At 63.0% G+C, this 11,182-nt stretch carries 10 protein-coding genes, 1 pseudogene and 1 riboswitch; of the genes and pseudogenes, 2 read left to right on the top strand and 9 right to left on the bottom strand.

The window, feature by feature from the left end:
• The 6 genes and pseudogenes from F1542_RS12150 to ade all read right to left on the bottom strand — a co-directional run.
• Positions 1-260, bottom strand: a pseudogene (locus F1542_RS12150) (energy transducer TonB); the annotation flags it as partial.
• 386 nt (positions 261-646) lie between these two features.
• Positions 647-844, bottom strand: a complete 198-nt coding sequence (locus tag F1542_RS12145; protein ID WP_193733274.1) for a hypothetical protein — start codon at positions 842-844, stop codon at positions 647-649.
• A 38-nt stretch (positions 845-882) separates the two neighbouring features.
• The gene (locus tag F1542_RS12140; protein ID WP_193733273.1) at positions 883-1,710 is read right to left on the bottom strand and encodes a ScpA family protein; all 828 of its coding nucleotides are present in this window, start codon (positions 1,708-1,710) and stop codon (positions 883-885) included.
• Complete coding sequence (locus F1542_RS12135; RefSeq protein WP_193733272.1) at positions 1,707-2,408, bottom strand: hypothetical protein; 702 nt, start codon at positions 2,406-2,408, stop codon at positions 1,707-1,709. The genes F1542_RS12140 and F1542_RS12135 overlap by 4 nt, the downstream gene beginning before the upstream one ends.
• Entirely contained in the window at positions 2,401-3,276 is an 876-nt protein-coding gene (locus F1542_RS12130; RefSeq protein WP_193733271.1) for a tyrosine-type recombinase/integrase, read from the bottom strand. The genes F1542_RS12135 and F1542_RS12130 overlap by 8 nt, the downstream gene beginning before the upstream one ends.
• A gap of 25 nt (positions 3,277-3,301) precedes the next feature.
• Entirely contained in the window at positions 3,302-5,002 is a 1,701-nt protein-coding gene (gene ade / locus F1542_RS12125) for an adenine deaminase (protein WP_193733270.1), read from the bottom strand.
• 148 nt (positions 5,003-5,150) lie between these two features.
• Positions 5,151-5,297, top strand: a riboswitch (TPP riboswitch).
• A 99-nt stretch (positions 5,298-5,396) separates the two neighbouring features.
• Here ade and thiC point away from each other — a divergent pair.
• The gene (thiC, locus tag F1542_RS12120; RefSeq protein WP_193733269.1) at positions 5,397-7,238 is read left to right on the top strand and encodes a phosphomethylpyrimidine synthase ThiC; all 1,842 of its coding nucleotides are present in this window, start codon (positions 5,397-5,399) and stop codon (positions 7,236-7,238) included.
• Positions 7,239-7,394: 156 nt separating this feature from the next.
• On the opposite strand, the gene F1542_RS12115 is transcribed toward thiC, so the two are convergent.
• The 3 genes from F1542_RS12115 to F1542_RS12105 all read right to left on the bottom strand — a co-directional run bounded on the left by F1542_RS12115 (position 7,395) and on the right by F1542_RS12105 (position 10,142).
• Complete coding sequence (locus tag F1542_RS12115; RefSeq protein WP_193733268.1) at positions 7,395-7,823, bottom strand: hypothetical protein; 429 nt, start codon at positions 7,821-7,823, stop codon at positions 7,395-7,397.
• A 221-nt stretch (positions 7,824-8,044) separates the two neighbouring features.
• Positions 8,045-9,136, bottom strand: coding sequence for a branched-chain amino acid aminotransferase (locus F1542_RS12110; protein ID WP_193733267.1), 1,092 nt, complete (start codon positions 9,134-9,136; stop codon positions 8,045-8,047).
• 142 nt (positions 9,137-9,278) lie between these two features.
• On the bottom strand, positions 9,279-10,142 hold the full coding sequence (locus F1542_RS12105) for a nitroreductase family protein (RefSeq protein WP_193733266.1): 864 nt from the start codon (positions 10,140-10,142) through the stop codon (positions 9,279-9,281).
• Between the two features lie 330 nt (positions 10,143-10,472).
• Here F1542_RS12105 and F1542_RS12100 point away from each other — a divergent pair.
• The coding region (locus F1542_RS12100; RefSeq protein ID WP_193733265.1) for an acryloyl-CoA reductase at positions 10,473-11,182 on the top strand (710 nt) is incomplete at its 3' end.

Here is an 11,182-nt window from a genome sequence, read left to right as displayed (position 1 = left end):
GGCGGCGGAATATACGGCGGCGGCGGCTGCGTAATTTCCGGCGGCGGCGGCGGTGGCGGCGGCGGTGGCGGCGGTGGCGGCGGTTCCTTGATCATGTGGACCTGCACCGGCGGCCGCGGCGGTTCCTTGGGTGCATCCGGCGGGGAGCTAAGCCCGAACAGGAGCGCCAGCACCAGCAGCCCTTCAAACACCAGGACAAGCGCGAAAACGATTACCTTTTGTAGTCTATTATCACTCTGTTCCGCATACGTCATACCCATACCTCACTCAGAACGGCATAGTTTTAGGAAGGAATTATTACAGAATTTGTTCTGGATGTTCTGATTTCACCAATTTTACTACGGGAGTATGACCAGATTTCTACGAAACGACTGATGCGATCCGCCTTGTTCTCCCCGGCTCAACCCTGAAGCACGATACCCCCCCTTTCCGGCGGAACGGAAAGGCACGACCATCGCCACCTCCGGCAGTGCATATGCCAATGCATGGACATCGCATGCACCCTGCCCTGACAGGCCAAGCCACTCATTCATCACGCTTTATCCATAAACATTATTAACATCTCGAAATCAACCCTGATCTTGTATGAAATAATCTCGGTATGAACGTCCTGCCCGACACATCATGGCCCATGGCGCGGAACGCCTTATGAAACAGCCCCTGTCAGTGCCCGGCAGGCCAGTAAAAAACTCTTGCCTGCCAGCTTGATCAAAAAAAAATCCCAGTCAAGCAAACTGTTAAAAAATGAAGGAAAAAAATCTGCCATTCCTGCTGGAATGTCCCGTTTCCCCGCAAAACGTTGCTGTTTCGATACAAAATAGCAGTCGGCAAATATAAGCTGCAACGATAAATTCATTTCACTGTATTTTTAGGTGAAATGAATCAGCTCCCGTCCCGCCCCGTCCGGGTCGCCACGCCGCTGAAACGGGGCAGCGTCTCCGGTGCGGCCTGATAGGCCAGCGCCTCCCCCTGCTTCACCATTTCCAGACAGGCGGCAAACGTACTGCTCCATGCCGAACGCCGCTGTCCCGATGACATTTCGGCAGCAGGTACCGCCCGCACGGAATCGGGCAGCATCCGGTCCAGTGATACCGGCTCGTCACGGGCCTGCGCCAGACATGTGCGCACACGCGCGCGGGCGTCCTCCACGGAAAACAGGTCAAGCTGCACGGGGGCGTAGAACGGTGTCTCAACCGGCATGACGCCCCAGTTCCCGTCGAATACCGCAAGGCATCCCCACAGGAACTCGATCCGGTCCACTTCCCACTGCGCCGATTCGTCCCCTTCGGGGGCAACCGCGCCGCCAAAGGCATGTACATCACGGCCAAGCTGTTCGCGCACCGCAAGCCAGCCGGCAAGGCGTACGGCATCCTCCGCCGCCAGCAGGCGGGTGCGCAGGTCGGCTGCTTCCTGTGTCGCCTGCTGCTGGCGCGGATCATCCGCAGGCAGCATGAGGCGCGAACGCAGCAGCAGCAACCCCGACGCCATGACCGCCCACTGCGCCTTGATCCCCAGCGGCAGCGATGTATGCGTACGTGCCGCTTCGGCCAGCTGGTCGATCAGGGTAACGATATCCAGCCGCGCCAGGTCGATTTCGCGCGCATGCGCCAGTTGCAGCAGGTGCGACAGGCCACCGTGGTAGATATCGAGTACAATGACCGGGTCGCCATCGGGCAGCTTTCCGCTGAACAGGTCGGCCTGCCCCGTCATGCCAGCGACCGTTCCGACAGGCGGAATGTCAGGGTGGGATAATGTTCCTCCATCCGGCGGATCACGGGGGCAGGCGTGCCCATGCGGGTGAAAAAGCCATACACCATGGCCCGGTGGCCACGCGGCAGTCGGCGGCCCGCCTTGCGCCCCGGCAGATGGCGCACCTGCCGCGGCGCTTCGGTCAGGCCCCAGTTATCGCGCAGCCAGGACCGCGCATCGGGATGGGTGGCGCCAAGCTGGAGAATCCGTTCTGGCACCGGGACAAGCTGGTGGAAATCCAGCGGGCAGGCCTTTTCCGCCCGCAGGCCCAGCCGGGCGTGACGGGCCTCCGCCGCCGCGCGGAACTGGCGCGCCAGGATCCGGCAGCCATCAATGGACAGCCCGGCCCGCCCGCGCGCGGGCGAATTGGCGCCGATCGCCAGCGCGAACATGTCTTCCTCCACCCGTTCGGCGTCAAACGGCCATGGGATCAGGCCGGGACCGGCGGCCTCCGCCACAAAGGCGTCCATGCCCGTATCCGGCCCGTAGACCAGCAGGTGCCACCATTGCCATGGCGAGGGTTCAGCCGGCTGCGGCCACGCGGAAAGCGGACGCCGCCCCCGTCGTCCCGGTGTGCGCCGCGCGGTCTCGGCGGTCTCATCCTCCCGTGCGGTGGCAGGGGGCAGGTCAGCCCAGGGCAGGCGCAGGTTTTCAGTCATGGGCCAGCAGGCGTTCATACGGGCGCAGGGCGCGCGGGTCACGATAACGGGTATGCTGGCATAGCGCGTCGGTTTCCATGCCCTGCTGCAATGCCGCGACAATATAGCCAGAGCGCAGGGCATGCGCGCTTAACGTCGCAACGATATCCGGCTGGATTTCGGCCATCAGCGCGCGGCGTTGCAGGATACGGGTCACGGCGTACGGGGTCAGCGCACGGCCGCCCACGCGCTCCCCCTTGGAAATGGCGCGGAACAGCGGTCCGGTCTGCCGGTGCGCCACCTGCTGCCACGCGGCGAACGCCGCGGCAGGACACAGTGCGCCATCGGGTGACAGGGGCAGGTTGATGAACTGTGCGGCACCTTCCTCCCGAATAGTCAGCACGACCGCCGTACGGTCAACGCGCACGTCTTCCACCTGCAGTCCCACCAGTTCCGAACGCCGCAGCGCCCCCGCGAAACCGAACAGCAGCAGGCAACGGTCCCGCAGGCCCCGTGGGGATCCGTCCGCACAGCATTCAACCATGGCGCGCAGCATGTCCGGCGTCACCACCGCAGGCGGTGCGGCCGGGTGGCTGGCACGTTCGGTCATGTCTGTCACCGCCGCGCGGAGAACGGGGTCGGTCACGTCCCACGCCATGTCGTTAAAACGGTGCATCTTGCCAATCGCAGCCAGCCTGCGCCGGATGGTGGCAGGCGCGAATTCGGTCAGGCTGCGCAGATAGGTCGCCACGACCTGCGCCGTGGCGGGAATGGGGGACACGGCATGGACCGCGCACCAGTTGGTGAAATGCACCCAGTCCGCACGATAGGCACGCAGGGTGGCCACGGCTTCGCGCGCGGGGGCGGCGATATCACTGGCCCCTGTCATGGGCTGCTCCTGTATCGTGACCGTGTCAGACCAGTTCCATCCGGTTGACATCCACCATGCCGAAATCCGTGATCTTGAGGTGCGGGATGACCGGCAGCGGCAGGAAGGCCAGTTGCAGGAACGGCTCATCAAGCTGACAACCCAGCGCGCGGGCGGCGGCGCGCAGTACCTCCAGCTGGTCGCGCACGGTCTCGAACGGGGCGTCGCTCATCAGGCCCGCCACCGGCAATGGCATGTCCGCCACCACTTTCCCGTCGCGCACCACGACAAAGCCGCCGCCTGTTTTTTCCAGATGGTTGACCGCAATCGCCATATCCGCGTCATTCATGCCCACCACACAGATATTGTGGCTGTCATGCCCGACCGAGGATGCCAGCGCGCCCCCCGACAGGCCGAATCCCTTAACAAACCCGCGCCCGATATTGTCATTGTGCCCATGCCGCGCCACCACGCATATGCGCGCGATATCCTGCGCCGGGTCAGGCTGGACAATGCCACCCGCCACCGGCAGGTCGGCATGCAGGAACGGGGTGATGATCTGCCCCGGCAGCAGACCGATCACCGGGCGCTGCGTGCCACTGCCCGCAATCTGCATGTCCTGCGCGCTGACAGGCGCGGGCAGGCTTATGCTGTCAGTACCGACGGGGGGAATGATGTCACGCGTGGCAAACAGCGCATCATTCACCAGCCGCCCCGCGCTGATCACGTCCGATACCCGGCATTCCCGCAGGTCATCGAGCAGCACGATATCCGCCCGCCGGCCCGGCGCGATCATACCCCGGTCGCGCAGGCCGAACGCGTTGGCCGCACTGAGCGAGGCGCTGCGATATGCCGCCAGCGGTTCCACCCCCAGCGAGATGGCAAGGCGGATCAGGTAATCCAGATGCCCCTCATGCGCGATTTCCAGCGGGTTGCGGTCATCCGTGCAGAAGGCGAAGAATGGCGATGTCACCGGATTGAGCAGCGGCACCAGCGCGCGCAGGTCCTTGCACACCGACCCCTCGCGGATCAGCACCATCATGCCCTTGCGCACCTTTTCCAGCGCTTCTTCCGCCGTCGTGGCTTCATGGTCGGTGGTGATGCCTGCCGACAGGTAACCATTGAGCTTACGCCCACGCAGCAGCGGCGCATGGCCGTCAATATGGCCGCCAGCAAAGGCCTCCAGCTTTTCCATGCAGACCGGGTCGCCATTCAGCACGCCGGGAATGTTCATGAACTCGGCCAGGCCAATGACCTTGGGGTGGTCGCGATACGGCAGCAGGTCAGCCGCCCCCAGTGTCGCACCCGATGTTTCAAGGGCAGTGGACGGAACACAGCTGGACAGGTTTACCCGCAGGTCCATGACCGTCCGCATGGCCGCTTCGGTAAAATAGTCCAGCGCCGGGCGACCCAGCACGTTGGCCATTTCATGCGGGTCGCATATGGCGGTGGTCACGCCATGGGGCAGGACGCAGCGGTCGAATTCAAACGGGGTGATGAGCGAGGATTCGACATGCAGGTGCGTGTCGATAAAGCCCGGCACGGCAATGCGGCCATGCCCCTCGATCACGTTTGTGCCCTCGTAATGATCCAGCGTGCCGACAATGGTGTCACCACATATGGCAATGTCGGTCGGCAGCAGTTCGCCCGTCACCAGATCGAACAGGCGGACATTGCGGATCACGGTATCCGCAGCCTTCCGTCCGCTGCCCTGTGCAATCCGATCGGAAATCACGCTACCTGCCATGCTGTCCTGCTTCCCCGCAAAAGATGAATATTCACAAGCAGTCTAACACAACCGCGCGGCTGGCAAATCGGCACACGAATTCTTTTTCATCCCGCCCGTCTGCACCCCTTCCGACAATGTTGACAAGTGCCGGGTGTTTCATGATCCTGAAATGACCAAGGGGAGTCCCGGCAAGGGGCTGAGATACCGCTGGCATGGGCCGACCATGCGCGCGGGGACCCTTCCGGGCGCATCGTGCGTTCCGGGGAACCTGATCCGGCTCATACCGGCGGAGGGACTGGTGCAGACAATCGGCACGATGCGTCAGACCTGACGATACTGCGCACATGATCCATGTGGCGTTCCGGTTTTCTCCCCCACACCCCCTGTCGGAGAGAAAACGAGGAGCATTGTCATGACTACCGTTGCTTCGCCTTCATCTCCCGACCATGTCACCACCGGCCCCATCATGGGGTCCACCAAGGTCTGGTCCACGCCCGAAGGGCATGCGCATATCCGCGTACCCTTCCGCGAAATCGCCCTTGAACCCAGCGCCAACGAACCACCTGTCCGGGTGTACGACACCTCCGGACCCTATACCGACCCGCATGCGCGGATCGACGTGCGCGCGGGACTGGAACCGGTCCGCACGCCATGGATCGCGGCCCGCAACCTGCCCACCATTACGCCACGCGCCGTCCGGCCCGAGGACAACGGCTTTGCCAAAGGCGAAAACCTGGTCCCTGCCTGCCCTGCGCCCCATGCGGTGCATGAAGGCAGGCCTGGGCAGATGGTCACGCAGTACGAATTCGCCCGTGCCGGAATCATTACCGAGGAAATGATCTACGCTGCCCACCGCGAAAACCTTGGCCGCGCCACCATGGACGCAGGGGCCGAGGCACGCCGCGCCGATGGCGAGGATTTCGGGGCCGACATCCCCGCCTTCGTCACCCCGGAATTCGTACGGTCCGAAATTGCCGCAGGCCGCGCCATCCTGCCCGCCAACATCAACCACCCCGAACTCGAACCAATGGTGATCGGGCGCAACTTCCTGGTAAAGGTCAACGCCAATATCGGCAATTCGGCCGTGACCTCATCCGTGGCGGAAGAAGTGGAAAAGATGGTCTGGTCCATCCGCTGGGGCGCGGATACGGTCATGGACCTGTCCACCGGGCGCAACATCCACAATATCCGCGACTGGATCCTGCGCAATGCGCCGGTACCCATCGGCACGGTGCCGCTGTATCAGGCGCTGGAAAAGGTGGGCGGCGTGCCAGAGGACCTGACATGGGAAATCTTCCGCGACACGCTGATCGAACAGGCGGAACAGGGCGTGGACTATTTTACCATCCATGCCGGCGTGCGGCTGCAGCATGTGCCGCTTACGGTCAACCGGGTAACGGGCATCGTCTCACGCGGGGGGTCGATCATGGCGGGGTGGTGCCTGCACCACCACCGTGAAAGCTTCCTGTATGAGCATTTCGAGGAGATATGCGACATCATGCGCCGTTATGATGTCTCGTTCTCGCTGGGGGACGGCCTGCGCCCTGGCTCCATCGCCGATGCGAATGACGCCGCCCAGTTCGCCGAACTGGAAACGCTGGGCGAACTGACAAAAATCGCGTGGGCAAAAGGCTGCCAGGTCATGATCGAGGGACCGGGCCACGTGCCCATGCACAAGATCAAGGTCAATGTGGAAAAGCAGCTGCGGGAATGTGGCGAAGCGCCATTCTACACGCTTGGTCCGCTGACGACCGATATCGCGCCGGGTTACGACCATATCACATCGGGCATCGGTGCCGCCATGATCGGGTGGTTCGGCACCGCCATGCTGTGTTACGTTACGCCAAAGGAACATCTTGGCCTGCCTGACCGCAATGATGTGAAGGTCGGCGTCGTGACCTACCGCATCGCCGCCCACGCGGCCGATCTGGCCAAGGGGCACCCGGCGGCGCGCATCCGCGATGACGCGATCAGCCGCGCGCGCTTCGATTTCCGCTGGAATGACCAGTTCAAGCTGTCGCTCGACCCGGATACGGCGTGTTCGTACCATGATGAAACGCTGCCGCGTGAGGCGCACAAGAACGCGCATTTCTGTTCCATGTGCGGCCCCAAATTCTGCTCCATGCGCATAAGCCACGACCTGAAGGCCAATGCGCAGCGACAGGCGGGGCTGGAACAGAAAAAGGCGGAATTCCGCAGTAACGGCAACCGGATCTATGTGCCGGTGGATGAAACGGCAACACCTGCGCAATAAGACATGGCCTGCCCCATGCCCGGTTGCATGGGGCAAAGCCGGTTACCACAAGACATGAAGGCATTTTTGGTGAAGCTTTTTTCCAAAAGCTTCAATGAACGCCGCCTTTTTGAAAAAAGGCGGCACCCAAAAATTTCTGTTCTCCAAAACGATCTTCTAGCGGGAAATGGTGATGCAATCCGCATCGGACACCGGCGCTTCCGCTACCTTGATTTCCGCCGCCACACTGCCCGCCGCACGACGGATCATGAGGAACGGCCCCGACCAGGAACCGGCGATACGCCATTCCCCCTCGATCTCGCTTCCATCCGCGTTCAGCGTGCCCGTGTACAGCACGGCATGCTGGCGCACGCCATCCTCATACGTTTTCGTAAAATGTACCCGGGCGCTGGTCCGCTCCCCCCGTACCGTGGCAATGAAGCATTCACCGGCATTGGCACCCGACGTGGCGCGCTCCGTCACCGTGCCACCTACATGACTGCCGGTTTCAAACAGCGATGCAGAAAAAAACTCCGGCGTCAGTGTGTGGGGATAGCTGAACTGCCCGTCCCACTGTCCTGTTACATCCAGCATTTTCCCAGTCATCGGACCTGTTCTTTCCCTTAAAAATACCAAAAGTTCCGGGGTACCGCCTTTTTCAGGAAGGCGGCATTTTTTCGAAGCTTTTTGTAAACAGCTTCACCAAAAAACTTTTCCATCTGGATACAGACGGGGCGGGACATGCCGCAACCGCATGACCCGCCCCCTGTCATGATGACCATCCGCCATGGCCGGGCGTGCCGGGCACACCGACCGTGGCCGGAAGATCAGATAACCTTTTCCACCCAGCCATGGGTATCGGGCGCCGTGCCGCGCTGGATGCCAATCAGGGCATTGCGCAGCTTTTCGGTGACGGGACCGATACCCTTGCCATCGCCAATCACCACTTCGCCCTTGTGGCTACGGAAACGCCCGATGGGGGACACAACCGCCGCCGTGCCGCATGCAAACACTTCCTTTAGGCGACCGGACGCGGCATCGGCATAAAGCTGGTCGATGGCATAGGGTTCCTCACGCACGGTCAGGCCCATTTCACGCGCCAGGGTAAGCAACGAGTCGCGCGTGATGCCACGCAGGATCGTGCCGGTCAGCGGCGGGGTGCCGACGGAACCGTCATCGAACACGAAGAACACGTTCATGCCGCCCATTTCCTCGATCCAGCGGCGTTCCACCGCATCAAGGAACAGGACCTGCGCACAGCCATGGCCCTTGGCTTCCTGCTGCGCCAGCAGGCTTGCGGCATAGTTGCCACCGCACTTGGCTTCCCCCGTGCCGCCGGGGGCGGCGCGGCAGAAATCGGACACCCACACGCTGACCGCCTCCGCACCGAAATACGCTCCCACGGGCGATGCAATGACCATGAACATGTATTCCGACGCAGGCTTCACGCCCAGGAACGTCTCGCTCGCGATCATGTAGGGGCGGATATACAGGCTTTCATCGGGGTTGCCGGGCACCCATGCGTGATCCACGCGCACCAGCTGGCGCACCGCCTCGACAAACACTTCATCAGGCAGGTCCGCCATCGCCAGCCGTTCGGCCGACTTGCGGAAGCGGGCCGCGTTGGCATAGGGGCGGAACAGGGTGATGCCGCCCCCGGCCGTACGGTAGGCCTTCATTCCCTCGAAAATTTCCTGCGCGTAATGCAGCACGGCCGCCGCCGGGTTCAGCGAAATCGGCGCATAGGGCTGTACGCGGGCGTCATGCCATCCCCTACCTTCCACATAACGGATCATGACCATGTTGTCGGTAAAGACACGCCCGAAACCGGGATTGGCCAGGATCTCCGCCCGTCGCTGCGGCGAAACCGGTGATGTGCTGGGGGAAAGCGTAAAGGGAAGGGAAGTGGCGCAGTCCATAGCCGTCGTTTCTCTCTCATCATGGCGCTGGCGCGATATACAGGGCGCGCCCCTGCCCGCCACCAGATGCGGGCAACGTTAGCAGAAGTTCACCAGAACATTGTGCCGGTCAACCCCGGCGCATGCGCATGCCCCCTGCTTTTCATGCCTCACCCAGCATGAAACCAAGGGTCCGCAGCGCCTGTGGCAGATGTTCACGACCATGCAGCGCCTTCACATCACCCAGCCTTGCCACCACGCTTTCGCTCCATCCCCACGCGGGCTGCCCCTGTGCCGCACGCGCGGCGCGCTGGCGTTCGTCATAGGCGTCGATGGTGGCGCGGTCATTGGCGGCGGCGGGATCGTACTGCTCGGCATGCAGGACGGCATGCTGCGGCAGGCGGGGGCGGATGGCGGTCGGCTTCTTGCGATCGGGATAGCCCACGCTCATGCCGAATACCGCAAACGTGCGCGCGGGCAGGCCCAGTTCCGCGGCGATGGCTTCGGGCTGGTTGCGCACCGCCCCCACATACACGATTCCCAGACCGTAGGATTCGAACGTGGCCGCCGCATTCTGCGCGGCGAAAGCGGTATCCATCACCGCGCCAAGGAAGGTATCCAGACAGTCCACCCCCGGCAGTGCCCGACCCAGTGCCTGCCCCACATGTTCCAGCCGCGACAGGTCGGCAATCCACGCAAGGAACAGCGGCGCCTGTGCAATGAAATCCTGATCCCCCGCGATTTTCGCCAACCGGGCGCGACGGTCGGGGTCACGCACGGCGATCACGCTCCATGCCTGCAGGTTGCATGATGTCGAGGCCGACTGCGCCGCCGCCACCGCCGCTTCCACCACGCCTTCGGGCAATGGCGCCGGGCTGAAGGCGCGGACGGAACGATGGGCCATGAGGCTGCGCGCCACCGGGCTTTCCGGCAGGGCACTGGCGGGCGGGCGGATGCCATAGCGCGCCTGCCACAACGCGTTCATGGAAGACAGGGCGGGAAAGGAAGAAACTGTGACGTCGGACATCGGCATGCCTCCTGCCTGTGCAATAGTGGCTGAAAAAGCAGCACACCACACAGCCCGCCCTGCGGGAAGCGTGGGAAGGTCACACCAGACCTGCGCTTTTTCATGTCAGCCTGCATACGGGGCACGACAGACAGGGGCGATTTGGAACCCGGTCGCAACCCGTTTTGAAATCCTTTTGTATATTCAACAATTTTCCAGACCGCGTGGCTTCACGATCATGCGAAATCACGCGGCTGTACATAGGAAAATACACCTAAATCGGGCATGAAGGATGCATTGAACGTGGTCCCGCGTTCCATTTTCCCTTCATCATCACGGAAGACTACCAGCATGTTCGATGCCCTCATGATCAGCCGCGCGGATGGCGTGGTCACGACCCGGCTGGAGCAGGTCGATCCCACGACCCTGCCCGAAGGGGACGTGACGGTGGAAATCGATCATTCCAGCCTGAATTACAAGGATGCGCTGGCCATGACCCGTGGCGCGCCGGTCGTGCGCCAGTTTCCCATGATCCCCGGCATCGACCTGGCCGGGCGCGTGGTGCATTCCGATGATCCGGTTCACCGCCCGGGCGACCCGGTGCTGGCCACCGGCTGGGGTCTGGGTGAACGGCACTGGGGCGGTCTGGCCCGCATGGCGCGCCTGCCGGGGCGCTGGCTGCTGCCACAGCCTGCGGGCCTGACCGCGCGGCAGGCCATGGGAATCGGCACGGCGGGCTTTACCGCCATGCTGTGTGTCATGAGCCTGGAGGAAGGCGGGGTGACCCCCACCAGCGGCCCCATCATCGTCAATGGCGCAGGCGGCGGCGTGGGGGGCATGGCCATCATGCTGCTGGCGCAGCTGGGCTATCAGGTGACGGCGGTGACCGGGCGGCCACAGCTCCATGCCTACCTGACCGGGCTTGGGGCCACGGAGGTACTGCCGCGCGATACCCTCAGCCCCACCGGAAAGGCGCTGGAAACCGCGCGCTGGGCGGGGGGAATCGATGTGGTGGGGGGCGAGGCGCTGGCCACCATGTGCGCCTCTGTCCAGTACGGGGG

It is taken from the genome of Komagataeibacter sp. FXV3, assembly GCF_015155755.1.
GTDB lineage: Bacteria > Pseudomonadota > Alphaproteobacteria > Acetobacterales > Acetobacteraceae > Komagataeibacter.
The sequence above is the reverse complement of the archived record's forward strand: the minus strand, read 5'-3'. Positions and strand labels throughout refer to the sequence as shown.

What these genes read in the sequence shown, in the direction of transcription:
- F1542_RS12135 (WP_193733272.1), bottom strand. Translation starts at nt 2,408, where the DNA reads ATGACTGAAAACCTGCGCCTGCCCTGGGCTGACCTGCCCCCTGCCACC.
- F1542_RS12115 (WP_193733268.1), bottom strand. Translation starts at nt 7,823, where the DNA reads ATGACTGGGAAAATGCTGGATGTAACAGGACAGTGGGACGGGCAGTTC.
- F1542_RS12140 (WP_193733273.1), bottom strand. Translation starts at nt 1,710, where the DNA reads ATGACGGGGCAGGCCGACCTGTTCAGCGGAAAGCTGCCCGATGGCGAC.
- thiC (WP_193733269.1), top strand. Translation starts at nt 5,397, where the DNA reads ATGACTACCGTTGCTTCGCCTTCATCTCCCGACCATGTCACCACCGGC.
- F1542_RS12105 (WP_193733266.1), bottom strand. Translation starts at nt 10,142, where the DNA reads ATGTCCGACGTCACAGTTTCTTCCTTTCCCGCCCTGTCTTCCATGAAC.
- ade (WP_193733270.1), bottom strand. Translation starts at nt 5,002, where the DNA reads ATGGCAGGTAGCGTGATTTCCGATCGGATTGCACAGGGCAGCGGACGG.
- F1542_RS12130 (WP_193733271.1), bottom strand. Translation starts at nt 3,276, where the DNA reads ATGACAGGGGCCAGTGATATCGCCGCCCCCGCGCGCGAAGCCGTGGCC.
- F1542_RS12110 (WP_193733267.1), bottom strand. Translation starts at nt 9,136, where the DNA reads ATGGACTGCGCCACTTCCCTTCCCTTTACGCTTTCCCCCAGCACATCA.